Here is a 25671-nt window from a genome sequence, read left to right on the forward strand (position 1 = left end):
CGTGTTGTATGATAATATTGTATGGATTCACTATACGGTCATCAACCATCAGATTTTTAATATCTGTCGGATCATCAATTGAACCGGAAAGGGAGGAAATTATGAATAAGCAGCCTGAAATTACGGACAAAACCAGGCAGACCTTTATAAATGTGTTCTGTGATTTATATAGCCAAAAGCCAATTGAAAAAATATCTATTCAAGAGATTGCCAACAAGTCAGGATATAACCGCAGTACATTTTATCAATACTTTACAGATATTTATGAGTTGCTGAACTACGTTGAAGAGAAGGTTTTGAAATCCATTAACGAGGAAATGGCAAGCAGGGAGCTTTCTGCGAATACTTTCCAAGATGCGCTTCAATGCTTGGAAAGTACAGAAGATATTTCTGTCTTAAAAGCCCTCCTGGGTGACTATGGTTCTGTTCATTTTGTTGAACGCCTGAAAAGAGAAATTCCCTTTGAGAGATTGATTGTGAATCTTCCAACAAATGATATCTTAGCGCCTTACCTGATTGAGTTTTACATATCAACATTAATATCTCTGTTTCGCCTTTGGATACGCAACGGCAAAGATTTATCGTCGGAAGAATTGGTGAAGCTGATAGATAGCCTATTCGCAAATGGGATAACGCCGTTTCATATCTTTGGCACCGTTCAAGCGGACGCCTCCCAGAATGGGATGTGTTGATGGTGCCAGGTTGCGGCTATAAGTGACATTCGGCTCTCTATTCAATACGTTCAAAGGATGGGCGGCTACAGGGCCGCACTTTGTTTTCGCCGATAGACCCGTTAAGCTGAACCTTATCACAAGTAGGGAGAAATCATACGAAGTGCTTAATTAAAAGGGGTTTTCTCTTCAACAGGGAAAGCCCCTTCATCTATGTTGCAATCCTTTTATGTTTGCTGTGATTTCCGATTAACATGCCTAGGGGTGTTTGAAATTTATTCACTTAAATCCCACGTCCCCCCAAAATCTAACGTTTGTTGACTGCGGTCTCATGTTTTTAGTCTGGAACTGGGGAGGCGGTTTTCTATAAAATGACATCAAATAGATGAATCAGCACGATTAAATGAATGCGCTTACGGGGAAATGAGACCGTGTATATGCTGAAGCGCAAACAAACGTAAGGGGTGGCGAACATGGACAAGAAGAGCGGGCGAAGACGCTTGCGAACACGCTGGCGCACACAGGATACCGAACTGACGTTTCTGGCTTTACCAACCACCATCTGGTATATCTTGTTTTGTTTCTTGCCAATGTTCGGCCTTATTCTCGCCTTTAAGGATTTCAAGATCCACGGGGGATTTCTGAGCAACGTCATCCATAGCGATTGGACCGGCTTCAAAAACTTCGAATTCCTGTTCAAGTCGAACGACGCCTGGGTCGTAATCCGCAATACGCTTGGCTACAATCTGATTTTCATCGTGCTGAGCATTGCGGTGCCCGTCACGCTGGCCCTGATGATCGGTCAATTGCATAGCGGCAAGGCCGGAAAAATCTATCAAACGCTGATGTTCTTGCCGTACTTCCTCTCTTGGGTCGTGGTTTCCGCCATTGTATGGGCATTTCTAAGCTTCGATAAAGGGATCGCCAATCAATTCCTGGCCACCCTGGGCAGCGATCCGGTGAACTGGTATATGGAGCCGAAATACTGGCCGTACTTTCTGGTATTCATGAACGTATGGAAGGGACTGGGCTACGGCATGGTGGTCTACTTAGCGACCATCGCCGGCATCGACAGCACGTACTACGAGGCTGCCGTTATCGACGGCGCGTCCAAGTGGCAGCAGGCGCGATATCTTACGCTCCCGCTCATGAAGCTGGTCATTGTGATGATGTTCATCTTGGCCGTAGGCCGCATCTTCTACACTGATTTCGGCTTGTTCTTCCAAGTGCCGCGGGATTCCAACTCGTTGTTCAACGTAGCGACCACAATTGACGTTCTTGTGTATAAGCAGCTTAAGACCGCTACGCTAGGCATGGCATCGGCTTCCGCATTCCTGCAATCCGTGATGGGTTGCGTGACCATTCTGATTGCCAACTGGGTCGTTCGTCGCGTGGACCGAGAGAGCGCAATGATGTAGAGGAGGAAGCGGGAAATGTCATCAAGAGAGAGAGCGAAATTCGAAAACGGTCTGGACAAGTTCAACCGGATCCGAACGGGCACGAACGTGATTTTTCATCTGATTTTTATCGTATTGGCGCTGCTTTGCCTTATACCTGTCCTTGTCGTGCTGTCCATATCGCTGACCAGCGAGGATGCTATTCGAAGCAGCGGGTATCATCTTTTCCCAACGGCTTTCTCAGGTGATGCTTACCGCTATATTGCGCAGCAGGGGACGATGATTGCGAAGGCGCTTGGCATCTCCGTGCTTGTTACCGGTGTCGGGACAGTGCTGGGCGTGCTGCTTACAACGTCGATGGGGTACGTCCTTTCCCGGCCGAATTACAAGCTGAAAGGGCTTCTGACCTGGATCGTATTCATTCCGATGGTGTTCAACGGAGGCTTGGTATCCAGCTATTATATTAATTCGAATATGCTGGGCCTGAAAGATACGGTATGGGCGCTCATTCTGCCGCTGGCCGTCTCCTCCTTCAACGTTATTATTTGCAAAACCTTCTTCCGGAGCACGATTCCGGACGCGCTGATCGAATCCGCCGAGATCGACGGCTCGAGCCAATTGCGCATCTTCTTCTCGATCGTGCTGCCGATCTCGCTGCCGGTCCTGGCAACCATTGGATTGTTCCTCTGCTTCGCCTATTGGAACGATTGGTTCCAATCCATGCTGTACATCGACAACCAGAGCCTGTACTCGCTGCAGGCGCTCTTGAACAGCCTGATGACCAACGTGGACGCCCTGGCGAAAAATGCTTCCAGCATGGGCATCAGTTACGCGGAGCTTGTCGCAACAATGCCCAAGGAATCCGCGCGCATGGCCGTGGCCATCGTCATTGTGGTTCCCGTGGCCGTCGCCTATCCATTCTTCCAGAAATACTTTATTTCCGGGCTGACGGTAGGCGCTGTGAAAGGTTAACTGAAATAAACTCGGATTCGTCCGGTTTATGATATTCACCGCGCAATTTAAACGGTGGGAATGCAGTGGGCTATATCAAAGGGAGGTAATGTACATGAAAAGGACGAAGAAAAAATGGCTTGCAATCAGCGCCGTGGCGCTTTTGACAACCGCTCTTGCAGGCTGCGGCAACTCGAATTCCAATTCCGAGTCAAGCACCAGCACGCCTTCGAACACCAACAAGGCAGAAAGCACGCAGACGGAAACGAGCAAGCCCGCCGATTCGGGCGATGTGCCTACGCTGGTATGGTGGACGATCGGCGGTCAGACTCCCGCCAACTTCGACAAAGCGATCGCCGCGATGAACGATTACACGGCCGAGAAGATTGGCGTGAAAATCGACATTAAGGTAGCAAGCTGGGGCGACTGGGATACGAAGATCAACACCGTCGTGAATACCGGCGAACCGTTCGACATCATGTTTACGAACAACTCCAAGTATAGCCAGCAAGTAACCATGGGCGCGTTTGCCGACCTGACCGACTTGGTGCAAAGCGAGTCGCCCGAGCTCTACAAGCTTATTCCCCAGAAGGTGTGGGATGGAACAAAAATCGGAGGGAAAATCTACTCCGTGCCGACTTACAAAGACTCGTCTTTAACCCAATACTGGGTGTTTGACGACAAGTACGTGCAGAAATACGGCATCGACACGGCCAGCATCAAGACGTTGAAAGACCTCGACAAGCCGTTCCGCGATATGAAGGCAGGCGAAGGCAAAAGCTTCTACCCGCTGTCGCTCACCCAAGGCGACGGATTTAACGGATTCTTCAACGGCTACGACGATATGACGCTTGGTCTGCCGCCGATCGGGGTGAAAGTCGACGACGCATCCCGCAAGGTCGTCTCCGTGCTGGAGCAGCCGGACATCATGGATGGGCTCAAGCAGCTGCACCAATGGTACCAAGACGGCATCATTAATCCGGACGCACCGACGAAAACGGAAGCGGACAAAGGCCGTCCATTCTTCGCGGCGCAGGCATTCCCGGGCGCGGAAGCGAGCTGGCAGATTACGGAGGGTGTCGAGAAGTACGACATGTTCCAGATCTTTGGCCCGATTTATACGACAAGTACGATCCAAGGCTCCTTAAACGCTATCTCGGCGAACTCGAAATATAAGAAAGAGGCGTTGAAATATTTGCAGCTGGTCAATACGGATCCGAAGCTGCGCAATATGCTGGCCTTCGGCGAGCTGGGCGTCGATTACGACAACGTGGATGGGGAGAAAGTAATTGAGCGCAAGTCCGATACATGGCCGCTTGCCGCTTATACGCAAGGGACGTTCTTCGACCTGGCTGTAACGAAAGGCGCTCCGGTCGATCAGTGGGATCAAGTTCGCAAGCTGAACGATCAGGCGACCTCCTCCACCAACTTGGGCTTTGCGCTGGATATCGGCAAGCTGAGCACCGAAGTGGCCAATACGAAAGCGGTATGGGACAAATACCGGTATGAGCTGCTGACTGGCGCTTCCGATCCGGAGAAGATGGTGCCGAAGATCGTTTCGGAATTGAAGGCCGCTGGCATGGATACGATTATGAAGGCCGCCCAAGAGCAAGTCGACGCGTATTTCAAATAAGTCTTGCCTGTCATCAACATCCGGAAAACCCGAACGGAGATCGCCGTTCGGGTTTTCTGGCACAAAATTTAGGATTGCTTTTCCCGATAACAACGTTATATGTTGGAGCAGTGGGGTGCGACAATAGCCTATTGCAAAGGAGACGCCGCATGCGTTCATTCATGCAAATCAAGATTTATCGCGGCAAGTTCATTGCATATGCGGTATTTGTGGTGTTCATCGGCCTGACGCTCGGCGTACTCACCTGCGCGGTACTGCTGGACCAATGGGTGGGAAATTCCAGGAACGAGGCCGCCGGAGCGTTCTCTCGGGTGGAAAACAGCCTTCAGTACGATGCCGACCGTATCGAAGCGTTCATGCAGCGAGTGTATTCCAACAGCGGATTGGTTTCCGACATTCGCAGTTTCTTGGGAAACAACGCGGAAGGCTATCTGACGAGCAGATTGCAGGGCAGTCAATATAACCGGCCGCTCGTCTCTTTTCCCGACGATATGAAATCCTTCCTGAGCAACGGAGGGAAGGGAGACATCACGCAGATCAGCCTGCATACCGAACAAGAGGGCAACGTGGTAAGCTTTGACGATAACGGCAATACGAGTTATCTGTTCCGTCTGCCCAATTCGGATGAAACGTTCCGCGAGACGATCCGGAAAGGATTCGTCTATCACAAAAAACTTTCGGATCCGAACCAAATCTCCCGCCAGCTGGGCGAATTCCGATTCCTGGTCAGCAGCGACAGGATTTTTAAAACGGTGCAAATTGACCATCTAAATGAAGCTGCTGCAGTCAGCGATTCCGGAGACGTGTACCTGATCGCCGGCAACGGCGGCGGCTCGGAGGAGCTGATTCGCCGGATCGTGGCGGATGGACGCACGCATGGCTTTCTGCCGACGGGGTTACTGAACCGTACGTATTTCGTGACATTCCATTCCAACGAGTTCGATTACCGGTTCGTCAGCACCGTGGATTTAGCCACGCTGATTCGTCAGAAAGCGAATGTGCTGCTCATCGTGTTTCTCATCGTACTCGCCGCGATGATCTGCGTCCTGCTGCTCATCGTTTACAATCTGCGCGAGGACGCGAACTTCCTGCGGCGCATTATCGTGTCCATCGGACGCGTGAAAACGGCGGATTTTACGCCGGCTAACCCGGCCCGCTACCGAAGGAACGAATACGGCATGATCGCCAGGGAATTGGACGATATGATTCGTCAGCTCGACCGGCATATCCGCACCAATTATCTGCTAAAGCTCAAGCAGCAAGAGACTGAAATGAAAGCGCTTCAGCATCAAATTAACCCTCACTTTCTGTACAATACGCTCGAGGTGATTCGTTCCTCCGCGCTGGTGAACAGCCCCGACCATACATCCGACGCCATTGCCACCTTGGGCGCCCTGTACCGTGATATCGTAAAAAACGAGAATATCATTTCGCTTGGCAGCGAGCTAAACTTGCTTCAAAAATATTTGAAAATTATGGAATTCAAATATTCGGGCCGATTTTATTATCAGTTTAATGTGGAAGAGGCGTTAATTTCCTTGCCGACCGTCAAATTTTGGCTGCAGCCGCTGGCGGAAAACTTCTTCATTCACGGCTTTCATCCGGAGAGCGAGTTCAACCTGCTCCTTGTGAGCGGCTGGGAGGAAGAAGCATGCTTCGTGCTGGAGATCGTGGACAACGGCAATCGGATTTCCGAGGAGCGTCTGGCCGAAATCAGGAAGAGGCTCACCAGAGGCGACGACGCCCCGGCGGACAGCATTGGTCTGCGTAACGTTTATACCCGGCTGCGCTTTTTCTATGGGAAGGGTTTCTCCATGACAATCGACAATAACGAGGAAGCCGGCGTTAAAATAACCGTAATCCTATCCAAGGAGGCGACTAACGATGTACAAGCTGCTGATCGTAGATGACGAGCCGCAGATTTTGGAGGGAATGAAGCGAACGCTGGATTGGGAGAAATACGGCTTTGGCCGTATCGAAACGAGTGAGACGTATGAGGGCGCGATTTCGAAGGCGGTGGAGATATTGCCGGATTTGGCGATCTTCGACGTATGCATCGGCAAGCAGCGCGGTTACGATGCCATTCATAGGCTAAACGAGCTGCGTCTTCCTTCGAAATATATTATTATGAGCGGCTATGGCGAGTTCCAGTATGCGCTGGAGGCGATTCGCTGCGGAGCCAAGGACTACCTGCTTAAACCCGTCGATCGTTCGAAGCTGCAGCAGCTGGTCGAGAAGATTATCGTAGAGGATCTGAACGGTAAGCTGGCGGATAGCAATGATCTGGATCTGGACCCGGTACTCGGCGTACGCTATGACAGCCTGTCCAAGCTGACCAATCGCATTCTGCTCATCGTAAAGGCGGAGTATGCCCAGAACCTCAGCTTGAAGTCGGTTGCGGAACGTTTCCGCATGAACGGAACGTACCTCGGGCAGCTATTCCTCAAGGAGACGAAAAAGAAGTTTTCGGAATATTTAATGGCCTACCGGATGCTTCGCGCCAAGGAGCGCATACAGTCCACGGACGAGAAGATCATCAGCATCGCGTTATCCGTCGGATATCCCAATCTGAACTATTTCTATTCTCATTTCCATGCTTACTTCGGCAAGTCACCCTCGGATTTGCGGAGAAAGGAATAACGATGCCATGAGGGATCAACGGAATCTGAATCGTCTCGCTGCATCCTTCGTGCTCGTCATGATGCTGACGCTGCCTTTATCCGGCTGTTTCTCTGCATCCGGCAATGACGAGAAAGCCGCATCGACGGGTAATACGGTGAATTTGATCTATTACACGATCGGGGATCCAGACAAGGACCTGAAGATGGTCAACGACAAGATCAACGAGGTCCTGGCCAAGAAAATCGGCGTTACCATTACGTATATCAAAGTGGGCTGGCAAGAGTACGAAGACCGTCTGAACACCCTCGTGTCGGCGGGAACACCCTTTGACATCGCTTTTGCGCCGGAGTACGCAACCTACGCGCAGCGCGGCGCATGGCTGAGGCTGAACGACTACCTGTCGAAAGCGGGGAAGGAAATGTATGACGCAATCGACCCCATTTTCTGGCGAGGCGTACGGATGGATGACGGCGGCATCTACGGCGTTCCGACCAATAAAGAATTAGCCGTTCGCGACCAGTGGATGTACCCGGATGCGCTGGTGAAGAAGTACCGTATCGACATCTCGAAGTACACAACGCTTGCTTCACTCGAACCGCTGCTGCGGATGATCAAGGAGAAGGAGCCGGCTTATCTGCCGATGGAGCTCGATAAGGAATCTCAAAACTTCTTCGCCTTGGACGGCTATGAATACGTATCGGATAAAACGCTGCCGCTCATGAGGAATGTCCTGGATCCCGATTCCCCGGTCGTGAATATTTTCGAGACCGACGAAGCCCGGAAAGTGCTTGACCTTCTTCGGCGCTACTATGTGGAGGGCTATATCAATGAGGACGCAGCCATGCGGGAAACCGAAGGGCTGAAGCGGGGCGCGCTGGTGTTCTGGAAAGCTGCGGGTGGGGGCCCGCTGGCGGAAAATAGCTGGAGCAAGGATCGCGGTTACAAGCTGGCAGCTTACCCTGTAACCCCTGCGATCATCACGACGGAATCCATTCGAGGGGGGATTATGGCCGTCAGCGCGGAAACGAAGCATCCCGTCGAGGCCGTAAAGTTTCTCAATCTGCTGAACACGGATCCCGAGGTGCGCAATCTGTTCAATTTCGGAATCGAGGGCGTGCACTACAGCCTGGATCATAACGGCCAGGTGGTGCCTATTCCGTCCAAGGATAAAAACGGCAATCCGATCCCGGACGCGATGCCGAGCTATGGAGGCGTGCAGTACACCCAGGGCAATTGGTTTATCCTGAAGACCATGGGTGGAGAATACCCGGATCCCTTGGACAAATGGAATCAATTCCGCGCCAGCAACAAAGAGGCGGTTGTATCGAGTACGCTGGGCTTTACCCCGGACTTGTCCCGGATGCCCATTCAGATGCAGAACATCCAGATGGTGTGGGAGAAATACTTCCCCAGCCTAATGACGGGCAGCGTGGACGTGGATTCGGTGCTGCCGAAGTTTAATGAGGAGCTTCGGCAGGCGGGCATTGACGAGGTGCGGTCCGAGGTGCAAAAGCAGCTTGACGCCTGGCGAGCCGCTCATTCGAAACTTGTAGGAGCTGCGGGCGGCTAATCGTTTTTAATACTCTCGTTCGACAATTTTCAATGAGAGAAACCTAATCTATCGTAGGACTATGGCATGATGCTCGCCAACACCTGGTATGGCAAAGTAATACCAAGGCATGCAAACCTATTGATAGGAGGATGTAAGGATGAACTATCACTTCTTTATAGGTAACGATAATGGGAATAGCGAGCATGATTTGATGATTGACGGTAGATTAATTCAGCAGCCCAATGTGAATTGTAGAGTGGACGAACTTCCATGGCGGGAGGAGCAAGCGCCGGAGGGCTTCATTAAGAACCTGCAGGATCAGTTGGTTGTTACTATCGACTCACCGTCTGCGCAGCCGGGCATGTACTACATAGGGAAGTTTGCTCTGGAGAGCGGTGAAATTCTCGATAATATTCAGATCGGCATCGACTCTAAGAGCGAGATGGACTTGCCTGTTGTGAACACACTGGCGCAAATCGCCGCGGTCGCGGTACAAAAAGCCTATGAAGAGGAGAAGCATATCCCGGCCCAGCTCGACATTGAGGCCGACATGGCGACGGCGCTGCCGGTTACGCAGCATACGGATGAGACCTCCGCGAAGTTCGAGAAGCGGTTCACTTCGGGGAGGCATCACGTGACGGTACACCTCGGCATTCTCCGGGTATCGGTTAACATCGTATTTCCTTTCGTGAAAGTCGTTCCGGAAGCAACGCCAGTTATTTTTACTTTGCAAAAGGACGCTTCTGGCAATTGGCGGGAGGGCGAGATTTTTGCCGAATTTGCTGCTTCATACGGAATGGAGAAGAAATTCAATGGGAGTTTCTTCAAAGATAAAAGGATTCTCCATGTCGATATTGGCGACGGATCGACGGAGTATCCCATTACGGAGGGCAACCGGTTCTTGCGGCAATTCGTGCATGGCAGCCATCATGGAGCGGGCTATGCGATTGAAGAAGCGCTGCAGGAGTTCAACCGGTTGATCCATCTTCCGGACAGCCCTAGGCAGTTTTTCAGCGACGTGCTTAAGAACCCCAGGCATAAGTACCATGCCAGGGCGCTTAAAACACTTCGGAGACCACTGGAGAGCCAGGTTAAGCAAATTGTCCAGCATGTGAAGAAGCAGCTGACAAAAGCGCGTAACGAGATTGACTTGATCTGCGTTTACGGAGGCGGCAGTATTCTCATGCAGACCACTTTATACGCCTACTTGAAAGAGCTGTGCGACGTGCGCGAAATCAAGCTGTTCTATATTCCGGCCGAATTCGCTGTGGAGCTCAATGCGACGGGATTGGATGCTTTTGTACGCGGCAAAATCTACGAGGCGCTGAAAAATAAAGCGGACCAGCCCGCTTAATCTAACGGAGCAAGCAGGTGAAGGCGATGAAGAAGACCAAGCTGGCGGGCGATAACATTAGCCTGAAGACGAGGAAGAATGAGGATCCGCTTGTCATGGCATGGCTGAACATGCAGTCGAACCTGATGGATTCTCTTCGTTATCTCGTGGAGAACGAAATCATGCAGCATGGCGTCCGGAATTTGCAGATGTTTATCCCGATGGAGCGGGCTGGCATTTACGGACATGGCTCGTCAATTTCTCAACAAATGGCTGCAGCTGTAGAGGCAGCAGCCGAGGATCCAGCAGAAGCAGCAAAGGTTGCCATCTACGAAGATGAACAATCCATTATTCAAGAGGAAATTGACGATGAGGATATTGAAGCATGGAGCTAGTAGGAAGCGGTGGATGCGGTCTCACTTTGTGCGACAAGGTCATACGAAGTGAGACCAGGTAACACTCGGTAATACTAAGTAATATCAAGTAATACGCAGGATGACAAAGGTGTGCGCGGCATGGAAATGATAGAAAAGAGGGATGCAGGTATGTTGGAAATCATAATCATGACCTTTAATCTGCGCTATCCGGAAATCAATGACGGGTCTAATTATTGGCCGGAACGGATCGACCGAGCAACCGCCGTTATCAAAAATCATCATCCTATGCTTATCGGCACTCAAGAAGGCTACCACTCGATGCTCGAAGATTTGGAGACCCGTTTAAAGGAATACGATTGGGTCGGTCAAGGTCGGTTCGGCGAACATGAGAACGAGCACAATGCCATTTTTTATAACCGCGACGAGCTAATTGTTGAGGACAACGGACAGTTTTGGCTGTCGGAGACATCAGATTTGGAAGCTTCCGTTAGTTGGGGGAGCGCGTTTCCGCGGATCTGTACGTGGGCTCGGTTCCTTCATCGAAAATCCGGCCAATCGTTCTATCTTTACAATACCCATTTAGACCACCATAGCCAGGAAGCGAAAGACCGCGGAATCCAGGTAATAGGAAAATACATAGCCAAGCAGCGCGTTTTGAATGGACTTCCGGCTTTGCTCACAGGGGATTTCAACTCGTTTCCGGGTGAATTCCCGATACGCTTTTTGCGCGGCGAGATCGAGATGGATGGCAAGACAAGCGATTTGACGGACGCTTACTCCCGGATCAAAGGAAAGCCCGGTCTAACGGCCCATGACTTCAAAGGCGGGGATGACGGAGAACCGATCGATTATATTTTTGCTACTGCCGAATTCGAATTCTTGTCGGTGCAGGTTGAGCGCTGCCAAGTAAACGGAGGATATCCGTCAGACCACTATCCGGTTGTGGCAAAAACCAGACTCCTGTCAGGCTTATAACTTTTTAATGAATAGATCGCGATGCATAGAAATGATATTTAAGTTGGGGCCATCCGCAGAGGATGGCCCTTAAACTTGCTGTTATTTCGGAAATGTATATTTTTAGTGGTTGCCAAATTTAAGGCGATTATGGATAATAAGCGATATCTTTGTTTATTTAATAAACAAACAAAGGGGAGAGGCATAACATCGGCAGGGCGAGTATAACGAAGCAAAGGACGGGTATTTTATATTAGAAATTGTTTTTTTTTATTCTATTTACCTGAACTTTAAATGAATTCTCGAAAATGTAAGGGCTTTTATTAAGTCTCGTAGACTAATGTTTAATGGAGAAAGTAAAGGAGCATTCATCATGAGTGATAACACACAGGTTGTTCAGCAAGAAGAGTATCGCAAGCTCAATCTTATAGAACGTATGGGCTACGGCTTCGGAGATTTTGCTCAAAATCTTGTTTTTGGTACTGTCGGAGGCTTTCTGGCCCTCTTTCTGACGACTGTCAATGCGATCGGTACGGCAACTGCGGGATTTATCTTCCTCTTTGTCCGTATCATCAATGTAATATGGGATCCGATGGTCGGGACTTATGTCGATAAACGCTCATCAAGAGCAGGTAAATACCGTCCTTGGTTACTTCGTGCAGGTATTCCGCTGGTTATCTTGGGTGCGCTGCTGTTTGCGCCTATTCCCGGCGTCCGTGGATCTATTCCTTTTATCTTTATTACTTATTTGTTGCTCGACTTGGTATATTCCGTCGTTAATATTCCGTACGGCTCGCTGAACGCCTCGTTGACTCGTAACCCTGAATCTGTTGACCAAATCACAACGACTCGCATGACGCTTGCAAATATTGCCAATCTTCTTGTTTATACTCTGTTTCCCATGTTTGTGCAAATGGTGGCGCCTAAAGATCGTTCACTTAAAGACACGGGTCTGTTTGGATTAAAACTGAACATGGGGACGTATACGGACCCTTCAGCAGATCATGCATGGTTTGGTGTTTATGCCGTTTATATGGTTATTGGCGCCATTGCGCTTTTCCTCTGCTACAAGTTTACGAAAGAACGCGTTGTTGCCAACGCCGAACAATCGGCGCAAGTCAAAGTCTATGATTTCTTTGTTGAATTTAAGAATAATAAACCATTGATCATCTTGGGCATTTTCTTCATGCTGGCATTTACATTTATGTTTTTCATGAATACGGTTAATGGATTTTTCTATCAATATACGGTTGATCATTCCGACTGGATGGGTGCTGTGGGGCTGATTGCCTCGATACCTGGTATCGCTTTTACCGTATTCTGGCCAAAACTCAAGAAAATCTTCGGCAAAAAGGGCTTTTTCCATCTCTTCCTCGGTATGTTTGTTGTCGGCGAAATTCTGACTTGGATTTGGAGTCTCGATGGTATGCAAGATCAACTTTGGTTGGCCTATGTTTCGACATTCATCAAGCAGTGGGGCTTGTCCTCAGCGACAGGTTTCATGTGGGCGCTTGTTCCCGAAGTGGTTTCGTATGGCGAATTGAAGTCTGGTAAGCGCAATGCTGCTATCATCAACGCGATTATGGGGCTCTTCTTCAAGATTGGTTTTACGCTAGGCGGTGCCGTTCCATTGTGGTTCCTTGCAGCGTATGGATTTAATGGAGATGCTGAGCACCAGACGGCTAACGCCCTTTCTGGGATTAATATGACGGCTATTTGGATACCTGCTGTTCTTGCTATTGTTTCAATGATTGTCATGCAGCTCTATCCGCTGTCTGATAAGGACGTTGACAACATTAATAAAGAACTTGACGCAAAACGCGCTGAAATGAAAGAAATAGAAGCTTAAATCTAAAGAAGCCGATGATTGAACTCGAGAGAGTATTGAAAGGGCCATCCCCCAGGGGATGGCCCTTTTTTGTGATGAATCGGCTGAGATTTTTGATTTATTTTGATCGTTCCGTTGACAAATGAATGAATCGTTCATACACTATAAATAAATGAACGATTCATTCAACGTATGAGGAGGAACTTTAAATGGGTGAAATTAATCAAGCCGAGTGTCAAAACGCAAGAGGAAAATATGTGGTAATTACAGGTGCTACGAGCGGGATCGGGTTAGCGGCTGCACAAGAGTTAGCCGCTAGAGGGGCGAATTTGGGCATCGTTGCGCGCAATGCGGCAAAAGCGAACGAGATTGCGGATAAACTGCGGGCGGCTTCCGGCAATCGGATAACGGTGGACGTATTCATCGCCAACATGTCCTCCCAGCAATCCATCCGCCGGGCGGCAGACGAGATATTGGCGAAATGCCCAAGGATCGATATTTTAATCAATAATGCGGGCGCCATGTTCGTTGACCATAAGCTGACGGAAGATGGACTAGAGATGTCCTGGGCGGTCAACCATATTGCACCTTTCTTGTTAACGACACTGCTCCTTGATAAACTGATGTTGAGCGAACATGCCCGCGTCATCACGACGTCGTCCCATGGCCACAAGATGGCCAGGAAGGGCATCCGATTCGATGATTTAAACGGAGAGCGTTGTTTTGGATTTTGGGGGAAAATGAAAGGCGGCCCTAACTTCCGATACGGCGAGACGAAGCTGGCAAACATATTGTTCACTGCTGAGCTGGCGAAACGATTGCAAGGCACCAATGTTGACGCGTATTGCTTTGACCCGGGACTGGTCGACACGAATTTCAATCAGGATAACGGAAGGCTGGCCCGCATGACGATGGCTGTCATGAAGCGTTTTTCCCGAACTCCCGAGAAGGGCGCGGAGACGCTTGTATGGCTGGCAGATACTGACGCAAAGAATCTGGAAAGCGGACGTTATTACGCCGACAAGCAAATGACGACGCCGTCGGAGCAAGCCGGCAGCATGGAAGCGGCGAAGAAGCTGTGGGAAGTGACCGAGGAGCAAATCCGTATATCGTAGACTTAAGCCGTGGGTCGACGCGCGAAAAGGAAGAAGGATAAATGATGCCAAGAATAGCAAAAGCGCAAGCCGAGCAAGCGTTCGACGGACGCAAGGATCAGATCAAAAAGGCGGCTCTTAAAATATTTGCGGAGAAAGGGCTCGCCGGCACGAAGATGAGCATGATCGCGGAGGAGGCCGGCATCAGTCAGGGCTTATCTTACCGCTATTTCGAGTCTAAAGACGAGATTTTCGCGCTTCTCGTGGAAGAGGCGATCGAGGAATCCCGGAACGCCGTAGGGGATATCAAAAAGCTGCCAGGTTCCCCTCTTGAGCAATTAAGAGCGTTCACGCTTCGAATGTTGGATGAGAACCACAAGCTCTATTTCCTGCTTGTTCAACAGGCGCAAACGTCGGAGGGCGTTCCAAGCAGGGCGAGAGAAGCCATCGGGCGGTATTCTCCCCAGGACACCATCGAGCAGATAATCCCAATATTCGTCCAAGGGCAGCAAGAAGGACAATTTGCAGAAGGCGATGCCTACAAGCGTTTGATATTATTTCTATCGGTTGTGAACGGTCTAATGCTTCAAGATGCAAAGGCCGTCGGAATGGATTGGACGCAAGAAGTTGACCGTCTGATGAACATCTTGACGAGATAAATGAAACAATGAGGAGAACCATAGTAAAAATAACGTAATATCGGGGCATAGCAACAATATTTCCCCCATAGACGTATGAACTTGCGAGCGCTACACTAGGGAAGGCGACAGAGAATAAACATAGTGGGAGCTTGTAAACGTGACTTTATCAGACCATACTCCATCCTGGAAGAAGCTTAGTCTTTATGCCGTAACCTGGCCGATTTTCGTGGATTCCGTACTCCGGATGCTGCTGGGCACGGTTGACGTGTTTATGTTAAGCCGCATCTCCGACAAGGCGACGGGCGCAGTCGGCTTAGCCAATGAAATTATTTATTTCTGTATCATGATGTTCGGCTTTGTTGGCATAGGCACAAGCGTTGCGGTTTCTCAGTATATTGGTGCCGGTCGTGCGAAAGAAGCGGGCCGTATTTCCGCGATGGCGATCTCGATGAACCTGATCTTCGGGATACTCGTCAGCATCGTTCTCGTATGTTTTGGGGAAGCGCTGCTGCGTCTGCTGAACTTAAACCCCGAACAAATCGGAATCGCAAACCGCTATTTAAAGATTATCGGCGCATTTATTTGGGTCGAGGCGCTTTCTTACGCGGTTTCGTCGGTCATCCGTTCGACCGGAAACACAAAGAGCGTTATGTTTGTAACGTTAGGCGTCAACCTCCTCCATATGGGAGGCAATTATTTGCTTATTTTCGGCAGCCTGGGCTTCCCGGAATGGGGAGTTACGGGAGCCGCCATCTCAACGGTCGTCAGCCGTTTGCTTGGCATCGTTGTTCTTTTTATCCTTTTGTACCGCAGATCGGCCGCACCGATTCGAAGGAAGGATTACGTGAGCTGGAACGGTTCTTACGCCAAAAAAATCCTGAGCATCGGCCTGCCTGCCGCGGGGGAGCATCTCTCTTACCAATCGCAGTACTTGATGATCATTGGCTTCGTCAATATGATTGGCATTACCGCGTTAAACACGCATGTGTACGTCATGAATGTATCGAACTATTTTATGGCGCTGGCGCTGGCGATTGGGATGGGGACGGAGATTATCGTCGGACAAATGGTCGGCGCGGGAGAAATGAAGGAAGCCTACCGCAGACTGATGAAAAGCGTAAGAGTCAGCTTCTTGTTGACCTTTGCTGTCGTTGGCGTGGCTGCGATATTCCGGCATGAGTTGATTGGAATGTTTACGAAGGACCCTGACATTATTGCGGCCGGAGCGGGTATATTTTTGCTTTCCATTATACTTGAGCCCGGCCGAACCTTTAATATGGTCATTATCAATTCGCTGCGCGCCGCCGGGGATGCGCGATTCCCCGTTTTAGCGGGCGTCATTTCCATGTGGGGAGTCTCGGTACCGCTTGCTTATTTGCTGGGCGTTCATTTCGGGATCGGCTTGCTTGGCATATGGATTGCTTTCACGGTGGACGAATGGCTGCGCGGAGTTATGATGCTGCTTCGCTGGAGAAGCAGGGTATGGGAGAAGAAAGCATTAGTAAAACCGGTTTCCGTCGCTCCGGATAACGGCGCGGGAGCACAGGCATAAGCTGAAATATTGCATATTGTCACACCGCACGAAACCCGGTCATTTAGACCGGGTTTCGGTTTTGTAATGCAATCCGCATTACTTTGAATTGTTTTGCATCTTAGGTTTTCCTTGATCGTTCGGGTCGTTAGACCGTGAAGGGCTGCTCTTTGGGGTGTTGTTATCGGGCTTTGCCTTTGTGCTCACTGTACATTCACCTCCTGTATGATCCATAAAGAGTATTCCAACAAACCGATTTTCTTATTAAATTGGACTTAGAGCTGTCGTTTCCAGAAACGGCCCTGCGCGATTCCGTTAATGAACGCTTCAATCGTGGAATGAGTTAAATCGTACACTCCGGCCTCGTCCAATTTCACCCTTGCCGACGCTAACGCTTGATCATCGCTGACAGCGAGCGCCAACGGTTTATAGTGCTTATACGCCGTTTCGATGAAGGCCAAGGCGGGTGCCGGAATCGAAGGCCCGCTGCTAACCAATAATACGGCATCGTAGAGAGTAGGGTCGGTCGTCTCAAAGGTAGCCGTTACTTTCAGCGGGTTAGGCAAATCATGGAGCTTACGGCCGACAATCGTATAATTAACGTTTTGTTCCGTCAGAGCCGTCGTCCATTCGGCAAACCGTTCCACATCAGGATCGCCAACCCGGACGATTGCGACTTTTTTCGTATCCGGGAGAAGGACCGTGTCGGCCATGCTGAGAGCGGGAGATTTTTTGTCGGATTTCACTTCCATGTTGTCCTCGGGAAGAGGGGCACCGATTTGGTCTGCCACTTCTTGCGCCAGGCTGCGATCGATATGATTCATCAGGGCAACCGCGTTTGCTTTTACGGGATCGGATTTGCACTTGCCCAGCTCAAAGCAGAAAGCCTTCTTTACATGCTCTCGTTCGTAAGGAGCCAGACTATTGTAGAAAAGTTTCGCTTGCGAATAGAAGTCCAGGAAGCTTTCGCTGCGTCCTCTGATTTTGCGTCCGTCAATCCGCTCTTGATAATGCGCATAACCCCCGTGCTCTTCGGGGACCGGTGCGGGCTGATTGGCGTTCAAGCCGTTCCGATGGTAGCTGGTTTGTCCCTGATGAATGTTCATCTGATGCATGCCGTCGCGTTGATTGTTATGGAAGGGGCAAACAGGCCGGTTGATCGGAATTTGGTGGAAATTGGGGCCGCCTAGCCGAGATAGCTGCGTGTCGGTATAGGAGAATAACCGCCCTTGCAAAAGGGGATCGTTCGAGAAATCGATACCGGGCACGACATGACCGGGGTGGAAGGCGACCTGCTCCGTCTCCGCGAAGAAATTGCTGACATTCCGGTTTAATGTCATTTTGCCGACCCGTTTCACGGGAACTTCCTCTTCGGGCCACAATTTGGTGGGGTCCAGCAGATCAAAATCGAATTTATGCTCATCCTCTTCCGGAATAAGCTGCAAGCCAAGCTCCCACTCCGGATATTGGCCTTTTTCGATCGCTTCGTATAAATCCTCTCTGTGAAAATCCGGATTTTTGCCCGCGATTTGCTGAGCTTCATCCCAAACCAAGGCATGCATCCCCAAGACAGGCTTCCAATGAAATTTGACGAAATGAGATCGCCCTGCGGCGTTCACGAGCCGGAAGGTATGCACGCCAAAGCCTTCCATCATGCGAAGGCTGCGCGGAATGGCCCGATCGCTCATGACCCACATTACCATGTGGGCCGTCTCCGGATTTTGCCCGATAAAATCCCAGAACGTATCATGGGCGCTGGCCCCTTGCGGGATTTCGTTATGCGGTTCGGGCTTCACGGCGTGGACGAAATCAGGGAACTTGATGGCATCCTGAATAAAGAAAACGGGCATGTTGTTGCCTACCAGGTCATAGTTGCCCTCATCCGTGTAAAACTTGGTGGCGAAGCCGCGCACGTCCCGAACGGTATCGTTTGATCCCCTTGATCCTTGCACCGTTGAGAAACGCACGAATACAGGCGTGATTTTGGAGGGATCCGTAAGAAAATCGGCCTTGGTGAACTCCTCCAAGGACTCATAAAGCTGAAAAAATCCGTGAGCGCCAACGCCGCGCGCATGAACGACTCGCTCGGGGATGCGCTCGTGATCGAAGTGAGTCATCTTCTCGCGAAAGTGGAAGTCCTCCATCAGAGTAGGGCCGTGTTGCCCTGCCTTTAGGGAGAACTCGTCCTCGGCCATTTTGAGCCCCTGGTTGGTGGTCAAATCATGCCTACCCTCACTGTTAACGGTATATTTCTTTAATTGCTCCGTTTTCTTATTGTCCATATGATAATTCCTCCTAGCCGTGTATAAGAACCCTACGTTCAAATACCCTATTTGCTAGGATTTAATCTTGGCAGACGAAGAAAATAGCCCTCAGCCTTTGTTTCTTTCCATAAACGCTAGAATTTCATGAAGGGATTGATTCTGTTTTTCCGTTGTCAACGGCTGAAACAAATCGCCTTTTTCGCTTATTCTTCCCGCTATATTCAACATCGTAAAGTCCGTAGGCTGAACCCCTTCCGCTAGTTCCGACCATGTTAACGGGGCGGCAACGGTTGCATTCGGCTTGGCTCGCGGGGAGTATACGACAGGCATGGTTCTTCCTCTCCACAGCTGCAAGTAATCGAAATAAAGCTTGTCTCCTCTTTTTGAAACGACTCTTTCAAGCGTAATCCGCTCCGGCATTTGCTCTCTAAAATAATTTGCAATAAAGGCCGTTATTTTTCTAGTTTGTTCAAACGTATAAACCGGCTCAATAGGTACAAAAACCTGAAGCCCTGAAGAGCCCGAGGTTCTCGGTACGGAAGACAATCCAAGGGATTGAAGAAGCTCCTTCAGCATTAATGCTACCTCGATGACGCGATGAAAGCTTTTGTCATCGGGAGGGTCCAGATCAAAAACCATTTCCATGGGGTAATCGGTTTTATCGTAACGGTCAAATGGAACGTGAAATTCAACAGCACCGTAATTTGCGGCCCACACCAAGGTAGACGTATCGTTTAATAGGATTCGCTCCTTACTTTTATAGAAAACTTGGCTTACCCATTCCGGTGCGGACGCGGGGACGGACCTTTTTTCAATTTTCTTTCCGGTTATTCCATGCGGATAGAGCCACACCATTAGCAGTCTATTTTTTGCATGCTGAATCATGTAAGGCGACACACTGACCAAATAGTGAATATAGTCGAGCTTTGAAATCCCCTGCGCCTTCCAAATGATGCGGTCAGGATGGGTAATTTCAATTCTTTTGCCATCAACGACGACTTCCTCCACGCGCCAAAAGCCCCCAGTGTTTTTCTATATTTTCAATCCTTTTTGCTCAAACTATGTATTATCCAAAAAACGGAGTGATCAGTGTGGAGCCTATTTTACCGATGGAGCCCATGAAGAGCGCCGCCATTCCAACAGGAGAAGAATGGATCGCACAGGTAAAATGGGATGGTGTCCGGATTTTAACCTATGCCGATCGCGGCGAAGTAAAGCTTTATAACCGCAAGCAGAATGAGAGGACCATGCATTATCCGGAGATTACAAACCTGCGCGAATATTGCAGCAGTCCATCCGTCATTTTAGACGGTGAGGTGATCTCCTTAGGCGATCATGGCAAGCCATCCTTTCAACGGGTGATGAGGCGGGACGGTGTAAGGAACGGGGATCGGATAAGAAGGGCCATCGAGACAGTGCCGATTTTTTATATGATATTCGACATTATCTACTTCAATGGGGTGTGGATTCATGATAAGCCGTTTCATGAAAGAGTTGAGTTATTATCTCGAGTCATTACACCCAACAAGCATATACAGCTGGTTCCGTCGGTTCCCCATACCGAAAGCTTATTTGACGCAGTAAAACGGCAAGAAATGGAGGGGATTGTGCTTAAAAGAATAAATTCCTCCTATGCTATCGGGAAGAAAAAGGATGACTGGCTAAAGGTGAAAAATTTTCAGGATCTCATCGCCGTCATTGGCGGATTTACTCTAGGCCATAATACGATTAATTCGATTTTGCTCGGATTATACGATTCCGTTGGAAGGCTGCATTATGTGGGGCATACCGGCACAGGGAAAATGACGGTTAAGGATTGGAGAGAGCTGACTGAAGAATTGAGCGGAAGCGTTACCGGCGATCACCCTTTCGATCATCTCCCGCCGCGTCATAAGGATGCCATATGGGTACGGCCGGAGAAGACCGTAAAGATCAAATATGCGGAATGGACGGAAGGCGGATCGCTCAGGCAGCCGAGTATCGAGGGATTTGTTGAATTTCCGCCGGATGAATGCTTGCTTGATAGAAGTTAAAAAAGGAGCCGATGAACGAGAAATGGATCATTCCTTTGTCATCTTGCCTGAAGAGCAAGCACCTGAAGGCTTAGAGCATTGCGCGCTATGCGAGTTGTCCAAGCAACGGACTCGCGTCATTTGGGGGGAGGGAAATCCGGATGCTCCCCTTATGATGATATTGGATAATCCGGGAGCCCGGGAGGACAGGGAAGGCAATTCGTTTCTATGCGGCACAAGGGAAGCGTTACAGCTTGGGCTAAGGGAGGCAGGGATAGACAAAGACGATGTATATGTAACCTTCTTGCTCAAATGCCGGCCGAGGCGCGCCTACAATAAGCCTGAAGCGAGAACGGCCTGCCTTTCTCATTTACGGCAGCAGCTACTCCAGAAGCAGCCGACTGTTCTGTTTGGATTCGGTAATGTCGTTGCGGAAGCCTTATTTCCGGACAAGGAGATTGCCAGCGTCAAGGAAATGCGAGGCAGCTGGCATGAGTTTCAGGGTACGCCGATCAGCTTTACTTACCATCCGCTGGCCGTGCGAAGACGGCCTAACTTATTCAAGTTCTTTATAGAGGATTTGAGATTCTTGAAGAAGAAGTGGACGGAAATTAGTCAGACCAAACAAGGCTGAGCCGAAGCGGATCGGTTCAGCCTTGTTTGGTTGTCTTCCATACGAGAGGCAAATAAATCGTGTCCACGATCTCAAGAACAGCCTCGTCGGTCAGCGGCGTATGCGTGGTGAGCAGCTCGTACCGCACAAGGTCAACCGGAAGGGTGATCACGCGCTCCGCCAGCCCTTCGAGAACGACCTCGCCCCGCTTTTCGGCGTTCTTCAAAATATTCGTCATGGCGATGGACAGCGGATCCTCCGCTCTTGGCGACAACGTCATCTTGGCGTGAAGCTCGTCCCCGTGCAAATCCACCATCAGGCCATGAATGGTCTCGGCCCCAATCAGCTGCATGGGCTTAATAATCCGATCCATTAAGGAAAGGACGTCATCCCGCAAGCTGCCCGTATCGGGAGTGTCGAGGGAGGGCTTGGGGATATTCTTGATCATTGCGGCGATGACCAGCTTCGCCTTATTCGGCCACCTGCGGTAGACGGCGGTCTTATTGGTCTTGGCCCGGGTTGCAACGGCCTCCATCGTCATCTTGGAGTAACCGGTTTCCCGCAGCTCCTCCCATGCAGCGGTCAATATGGCGTTCTCCAGAACGTCCCCGCGTCTCCGCGATCCTCCCGCTTGTTGTTCCTCGTCGTTCGTTTTTCGATCTTGCCGCGAATCCGTCATATCTTGTTCCAACTCCCGCGTTGTGTTAGGACAACGTCCTTCTAGACTCTTTGTAAATAGTATATTGCATTTTCGCTAGAATTATAATATTGTATTCCAATAAGGTACGGTACGTACCGTACCCTAAATGGCAGAGAGGTGAATAACGATGGTCAAAAGCCAAGCGGAGGCAGTCAAAGCACCAAAGGAAAAGATGGATCCCGGCATTTTAAAAATCGCGCTTATTCTTGTTCTCGGAGCTCTTGTTCCCTTGCTGGACTCAACCATGATTAACGTGGCAATCGATACGCTTGCGGTTGATTTGCACAGCACGGTATCGACCACGCAATGGGTAATAACGGGATACGTACTCACGATGGGACTTGCGGTTCCGGTATCGGGATGGGCTATACAGCGATTCGGCGGGAAGAACTTATATCTGTTCTCCCTGGGGCTGTTTCTAGTCTCTTCGCTCCTATGCTCGCTGGCATGGAACACCGAAAGCTTGATTGGCTTTCGGCTATTGCAAGGAGCTGGCGCGGGGCTGCTCGTCCCTACGATCACGAACGTGCTGGTTCAATCGGCTGGCGGAAGCGGGCTCGGAAGGCTAATCGCGCTTATTAGCATCCCAACGCTAATCGGTCCGATTCTTGGACCGGTAATTGGCGGACTCATTATGGACAACATGAGCTGGCGTTGGATCTTCTACGTTAACATCCCGGTTATGCTGGTCGCGTTATGGCTGTCCTGGCGGCACATTCCCAAAGGCGAGGCTGCCGCAAAGAAACCGAAATTCGACATTCTTGGACTTGTGCTATTGTCTCCGGCATTCGCGGCCCTAATCTACGGGATTTCAGAGATCAGCTCCGACGGGCTTTCTTCGGCGGAGGCCATCATTCCGCTTGCGGCGGGTATTGTGTTGATGGCCGCTTATATCGTATATGCGTTGCGAACGAAGCAAGCCCCATTGCTTGATTTGCATCTTTTCCGTTCCCGGCACTTCCTGGCATCCAACATCATTTTGTTCTTCTCGGGTATGGTCATGAACGGCGCTATGCTGCTGCTCCCGCTCTATTACGAGCAGGTTCGCGGCGAAAGCGTTCTGACGACGGGGCTTCTCTTGATTCCTCAAGGGGTTGGGATGCTGCTTACGAGGAGCTGGATCGGAAAACTGGCAGACCGCGTGGGTTCAAGAAACATTGTGCTTGTCAGCTTGGCGGTCACGCTGCTGTCCAGCATTCCGTTCGCTTTGGCCGGAACGGATACGAGCCATATCGTGCTTGGCGCGGCGCAGCTTGTACGCGGGGCGGCGATGAACGGGATCTTTATTCCGATTATGGTATCGGCTTATGAAGGACTGCAGAAGGAGCAAATTCCGCATGCAAGCATCTCGACGCGGATTTTCCAGACGATTGGGGGAGCATTCGGTTCGGCTGTCTTGGCAACGGTTATCGGACATCAGCTGAAAAGCGGAACCGGCGGGAGCCTCGCTTCGCTTGCCGATGCTTATCAGGTTGCTTTCTGGTGGTCGGCCGGGTTTGCGGCCGTGTCCTTTCTTCCTGCTTTATTATTATCCAACCGCAAGAAACAAAAAGCGGATTAAACTTATCCGCTAAAAGGCCATCTGGCAGGATGGCCTTTTTATTTTTGTTCATTTGTCCGAATCGGCCAGGAGCACCAGCCTAAAACTAAAATTAAGGCGTCGAAATAATGGACGGCTGCTCGACAAAAGTATCAAATATATTACATTTATCGGCGAAATGTTCAGTATATTCAGTATAGTAAAATTACTTGCGCAGTAGGTATACTAGAAGTATGCCTATTCGTGTACATACAATATAAACGGCCAGTATTATAATAAGCTGCAACGCAGAACAATTGCAGCAGATCGGGGATAAGTACGGATGCAGGAAAAGGAAGGCGCCGCAGGAATCAAAAGAAATGACATCCATCTGAGTCAGCTGGCTTCCGTGGGGCAAATAGCCGCGGGAATCGCTCATGAGGTTAAAAATCCCCTGACTGCCGTTAAGGGCTTTTTACAGCTTCTCAAAGAAAAGAACGAACGCAAGTACATAGAGATTGCCGAGTCGGAGCTGGGTAACGCGATTAATATCCTGCAAAATCTTTTGCATGTATCCAAGCCCGATTTGGAGGAAGAGCCGTACGTTGGGATCGATCTGTCGGTAGAACTGGATTCGTTAACCCAGCTGTTTCAGGATCAAATGTACCGGGTTTCGGTTCATACGAATTTACGAGATCCGGGCTCTTACATCAAGGGCAAAAAGAATCAGCTTAAAAAGGTTTTTTTCAATTTGCTTAAAAACGCCTTTGAGGCGATTCCGGGTAACGGATCTATTTCGATTGAACACATGGCGACGGAGAATGAAGTGATCGTCTGTATTCAAGACAGCGGGGTCGGTATTCCCAAAGAAAAGCTTGGATTGCTCGGAACGCCATTCTATACGACGAAGGAAAACGGAACGGGCATGGGATTAACTCTCGTTTTCTCCGTCATTTATCAGCATAATGGAGCAATCGAAGTGCAAAGCTCGGAAAATGAAGGCACCAAGTTTACCATCACATTTCCGAAAGGAACAAACCATATAAAATGGAAAGAGGTAGTTTATGTGGAATTGGAAGCCACAATGAATATGAAAGACTTCTTTATCATTAACCGGGATAATTTCGAACAAAGGCTGTTGCTCGAAGCAGTTAACGTGCGGGATAAAATTGAGGAGATCCTCACCATCGGCAATATCAATCTGCTGGATAACGCGCACAAGCTGGTCCTCTTCATCATCGACGGGAAGGAGCACGAGACGATTGCCTTTGCCAAGCAGGAGGGAGTCACTTGGGCAAAGCATTCTTTAACCCTCGCATTCAAGCTGGAGTGGGTTCAGGCAGTACGGCGTGTCATGTGGGACTTCCTGTACAATTACGACCGTCTGAACAATCATAACGATAGCAAAGAACATTATTACAGCATGGAGAAGAGCATTAACCAACTGATGGATCAATTCCTCAATCAGTTTTTTATAAGCTACTCTTTATTCAAGGATGATCTCATCCAGGCGCAGCGGGCAATGGTAGAAGATTTGTCCGTTCCGATTATTCCGCTAACGAAAGCAACCTCCATTCTGACTCTGATCGGGACGATTGACGAGATCCGGGCCAACATCATTGAGGATAAGGTTATATCGCAAATCGGCAACAACCGGATTGAAACGTTAATTATAGATATGTCAGGCGTCATGGGGATGGAGGAGAGCGTCATCAGACAGCTTATCCATGTCTTCGACGGGATTCAAATGATGGGCTGCCAGCCGATTGTGACCGGACTTAGGCCGGAGATCGTGAAGAGTATGATCCGGTCAGGCATATCCTTTGAACATAAAGCCATAACCAAAGGAACGCTTCAACAAGCACTGGAGGATTACCTGACTATCAGGTAAGCGAATCTGCGGAATTGTCATGAACAAGTTCCTGATTAGAGGCTGTCTGCCAAACATTTTTTGGTATAATATCTGATAGATTAGGAAT

21 protein-coding genes are annotated in these 25671 nt (G+C 49.7%); 18 read left to right on the forward strand and 3 right to left on the reverse strand.

All coding sequences use genetic code 11. The annotated features are described in order from the left end of the window. The first annotated feature begins 101 nt into the window (after positions 1 to 101). From EV294_RS15095 to EV294_RS15160, 14 genes are all read left to right on the forward strand, one after another. On the forward strand, positions 102 to 692 hold the full coding sequence (locus tag EV294_RS15095) for a TetR/AcrR family transcriptional regulator (protein ID WP_132308139.1): 591 nt from the start codon (positions 102 to 104) through the stop codon (positions 690 to 692). A 452-nt stretch (positions 693 to 1144) separates the two neighbouring features. Then, positions 1145 to 2089, forward strand: coding sequence for an ABC transporter permease (locus EV294_RS15100; protein ID WP_132308141.1), 945 nt, complete (start codon positions 1145 to 1147; stop codon positions 2087 to 2089). Positions 2090 to 2104: 15 nt separating this feature from the next. Next, positions 2105 to 3040 (forward strand): carbohydrate ABC transporter permease, encoded by a 936-nt coding sequence (locus EV294_RS15105; protein ID WP_132308143.1) that lies wholly within the window; start codon positions 2105 to 2107, stop codon positions 3038 to 3040. Between the two features lie 94 nt (positions 3041 to 3134). Further along, positions 3135 to 4652 carry an ABC transporter substrate-binding protein gene (locus tag EV294_RS15110; protein ID WP_132308145.1) on the forward strand — a complete coding sequence of 506 codons (1518 nt, stop codon included), beginning with the start codon at positions 3135 to 3137 and terminating at the stop codon, positions 4650 to 4652. Between the two features lie 149 nt (positions 4653 to 4801). Further along, positions 4802 to 6562, forward strand: a complete 1761-nt coding sequence (locus EV294_RS15115; RefSeq protein ID WP_132308147.1) for a sensor histidine kinase — start codon at positions 4802 to 4804, stop codon at positions 6560 to 6562. Beyond that, the gene (locus EV294_RS15120; RefSeq protein WP_132308149.1) at positions 6537 to 7292 is read left to right on the forward strand and encodes a response regulator transcription factor; all 756 of its coding nucleotides are present in this window, start codon (positions 6537 to 6539) and stop codon (positions 7290 to 7292) included. Before EV294_RS15115 ends, EV294_RS15120 begins: the two co-directional genes overlap by 26 nt. Positions 7293 to 7299: 7 nt before the next feature. After that, a complete protein-coding gene (locus tag EV294_RS15125) occupies positions 7300 to 8844 on the forward strand; it encodes an ABC transporter substrate-binding protein (protein ID WP_132308151.1) in 1545 nt (514 codons plus the stop codon). A gap of 139 nt (positions 8845 to 8983) precedes the next feature. Continuing rightward, complete coding sequence (locus tag EV294_RS15130) at positions 8984 to 10180, forward strand: ParM/StbA family protein (RefSeq protein ID WP_132308153.1); 1197 nt, start codon at positions 8984 to 8986, stop codon at positions 10178 to 10180. Positions 10181 to 10206: 26 nt separating this feature from the next. Next, positions 10207 to 10554, forward strand: coding sequence for a hypothetical protein (locus EV294_RS15135; RefSeq protein WP_132308155.1), 348 nt, complete (start codon positions 10207 to 10209; stop codon positions 10552 to 10554). 150 nt (positions 10555 to 10704) lie between these two features. Then, positions 10705 to 11511, forward strand: coding sequence for an endonuclease/exonuclease/phosphatase family protein (locus EV294_RS15140; RefSeq protein WP_165930690.1), 807 nt, complete (start codon positions 10705 to 10707; stop codon positions 11509 to 11511). Between the two features lie 352 nt (positions 11512 to 11863). Then, positions 11864 to 13339: an MFS transporter gene (locus tag EV294_RS15145; RefSeq protein ID WP_132308159.1), complete on the forward strand. Its 1476-nt coding sequence runs from the start codon at positions 11864 to 11866 to the stop codon at positions 13337 to 13339. Positions 13340 to 13527: 188 nt separating this feature from the next. Next, positions 13528 to 14433 carry an SDR family NAD(P)-dependent oxidoreductase gene (locus EV294_RS15150; protein ID WP_132308161.1) on the forward strand — a complete coding sequence of 302 codons (906 nt, stop codon included), beginning with the start codon at positions 13528 to 13530 and terminating at the stop codon, positions 14431 to 14433. A gap of 41 nt (positions 14434 to 14474) precedes the next feature. Then, positions 14475 to 15071: a TetR/AcrR family transcriptional regulator gene (locus EV294_RS15155; protein ID WP_243711677.1), complete on the forward strand. Its 597-nt coding sequence runs from the start codon at positions 14475 to 14477 to the stop codon at positions 15069 to 15071. 139 nt (positions 15072 to 15210) lie between these two features. Continuing rightward, entirely contained in the window at positions 15211 to 16605 is a 1395-nt protein-coding gene (locus EV294_RS15160) for an MATE family efflux transporter (protein ID WP_132308163.1), read from the forward strand. 254 nt (positions 16606 to 16859) lie between these two features. Here EV294_RS15160 and EV294_RS15165 read toward each other — a convergent pair whose 3' ends face one another. Both EV294_RS15165 and ligD read right to left on the reverse strand, forming a co-directional pair. After that, positions 16860 to 18866, reverse strand: a complete 2007-nt coding sequence (locus tag EV294_RS15165) for a catalase (protein ID WP_132308165.1) — start codon at positions 18864 to 18866, stop codon at positions 16860 to 16862. A 90-nt stretch (positions 18867 to 18956) separates the two neighbouring features. Beyond that, entirely contained in the window at positions 18957 to 19856 is a 900-nt protein-coding gene (ligD, locus tag EV294_RS15170; RefSeq protein ID WP_132308167.1) for a non-homologous end-joining DNA ligase, read from the reverse strand. A gap of 83 nt (positions 19857 to 19939) precedes the next feature. On the opposite strand from ligD, the gene EV294_RS15175 reads away from it, so the two are divergent. Further along, positions 19940 to 20881: an ATP-dependent DNA ligase gene (locus EV294_RS15175; protein ID WP_132308169.1), complete on the forward strand. Its 942-nt coding sequence runs from the start codon at positions 19940 to 19942 to the stop codon at positions 20879 to 20881. Positions 20882 to 20903: 22 nt separating this feature from the next. Continuing rightward, positions 20904 to 21494: a uracil-DNA glycosylase gene (locus EV294_RS15180; RefSeq protein ID WP_132308171.1), complete on the forward strand. Its 591-nt coding sequence runs from the start codon at positions 20904 to 20906 to the stop codon at positions 21492 to 21494. 16 nt (positions 21495 to 21510) lie between these two features. Here EV294_RS15180 and EV294_RS15185 read toward each other — a convergent pair whose 3' ends face one another. Further along, on the reverse strand, positions 21511 to 22152 hold the full coding sequence (locus EV294_RS15185) for a TetR/AcrR family transcriptional regulator (protein WP_132308173.1): 642 nt from the start codon (positions 22150 to 22152) through the stop codon (positions 21511 to 21513). Between the two features lie 148 nt (positions 22153 to 22300). Between EV294_RS15185 and EV294_RS15190 the strand changes: the two genes are divergently transcribed. Further along, on the forward strand, positions 22301 to 23734 hold the full coding sequence (locus tag EV294_RS15190; protein ID WP_132308175.1) for an MDR family MFS transporter: 1434 nt from the start codon (positions 22301 to 22303) through the stop codon (positions 23732 to 23734). A gap of 301 nt (positions 23735 to 24035) precedes the next feature. Beyond that, complete coding sequence (locus EV294_RS15195; protein ID WP_132308177.1) at positions 24036 to 25583, forward strand: ATP-binding protein; 1548 nt, start codon at positions 24036 to 24038, stop codon at positions 25581 to 25583. The last annotated feature ends 88 nt before the right edge of the window (positions 25584 to 25671 follow it).

This window comes from Paenibacillus sp. BK033, assembly GCF_004345425.1.
Lineage (GTDB): Bacteria > Bacillota > Bacilli > Paenibacillales > Paenibacillaceae > Pristimantibacillus.

Excerpts from the sequence above, each read along its gene's own strand:
- EV294_RS15095 (WP_132308139.1), top strand. The coding sequence starts at position 102 with ATGAATAAGCAGCCTGAAATTACGGACAAAACCAGGCAGACCTTTATA.
- EV294_RS15100 (WP_132308141.1), top strand. The coding sequence starts at position 1,145 with ATGGACAAGAAGAGCGGGCGAAGACGCTTGCGAACACGCTGGCGCACA.
- EV294_RS15105 (WP_132308143.1), top strand. The coding sequence starts at position 2,105 with ATGTCATCAAGAGAGAGAGCGAAATTCGAAAACGGTCTGGACAAGTTC.
- EV294_RS15110 (WP_132308145.1), top strand. The coding sequence starts at position 3,135 with ATGAAAAGGACGAAGAAAAAATGGCTTGCAATCAGCGCCGTGGCGCTT.
- EV294_RS15115 (WP_132308147.1), top strand. The coding sequence starts at position 4,802 with ATGCGTTCATTCATGCAAATCAAGATTTATCGCGGCAAGTTCATTGCA.
- EV294_RS15120 (WP_132308149.1), top strand. The coding sequence starts at position 6,537 with ATGTACAAGCTGCTGATCGTAGATGACGAGCCGCAGATTTTGGAGGGA.
- EV294_RS15125 (WP_132308151.1), top strand. The coding sequence starts at position 7,300 with ATGAGGGATCAACGGAATCTGAATCGTCTCGCTGCATCCTTCGTGCTC.
- EV294_RS15130 (WP_132308153.1), top strand. The coding sequence starts at position 8,984 with ATGAACTATCACTTCTTTATAGGTAACGATAATGGGAATAGCGAGCAT.
- EV294_RS15135 (WP_132308155.1), top strand. The coding sequence starts at position 10,207 with ATGAAGAAGACCAAGCTGGCGGGCGATAACATTAGCCTGAAGACGAGG.
- EV294_RS15140 (WP_165930690.1), top strand. The coding sequence starts at position 10,705 with ATGTTGGAAATCATAATCATGACCTTTAATCTGCGCTATCCGGAAATC.
- EV294_RS15145 (WP_132308159.1), top strand. The coding sequence starts at position 11,864 with ATGAGTGATAACACACAGGTTGTTCAGCAAGAAGAGTATCGCAAGCTC.
- EV294_RS15150 (WP_132308161.1), top strand. The coding sequence starts at position 13,528 with ATGGGTGAAATTAATCAAGCCGAGTGTCAAAACGCAAGAGGAAAATAT.
- EV294_RS15155 (WP_243711677.1), top strand. The coding sequence starts at position 14,475 with ATGATGCCAAGAATAGCAAAAGCGCAAGCCGAGCAAGCGTTCGACGGA.
- EV294_RS15165 (WP_132308165.1), bottom strand. The coding sequence starts at position 18,866 with ATGGACAATAAGAAAACGGAGCAATTAAAGAAATATACCGTTAACAGT.
- EV294_RS15180 (WP_132308171.1), top strand. The coding sequence starts at position 20,904 with ATGGATCATTCCTTTGTCATCTTGCCTGAAGAGCAAGCACCTGAAGGC.
- EV294_RS15185 (WP_132308173.1), bottom strand. The coding sequence starts at position 22,152 with ATGACGGATTCGCGGCAAGATCGAAAAACGAACGACGAGGAACAACAA.
- EV294_RS15190 (WP_132308175.1), top strand. The coding sequence starts at position 22,301 with ATGGTCAAAAGCCAAGCGGAGGCAGTCAAAGCACCAAAGGAAAAGATG.
- EV294_RS15195 (WP_132308177.1), top strand. The coding sequence starts at position 24,036 with ATGCAGGAAAAGGAAGGCGCCGCAGGAATCAAAAGAAATGACATCCAT.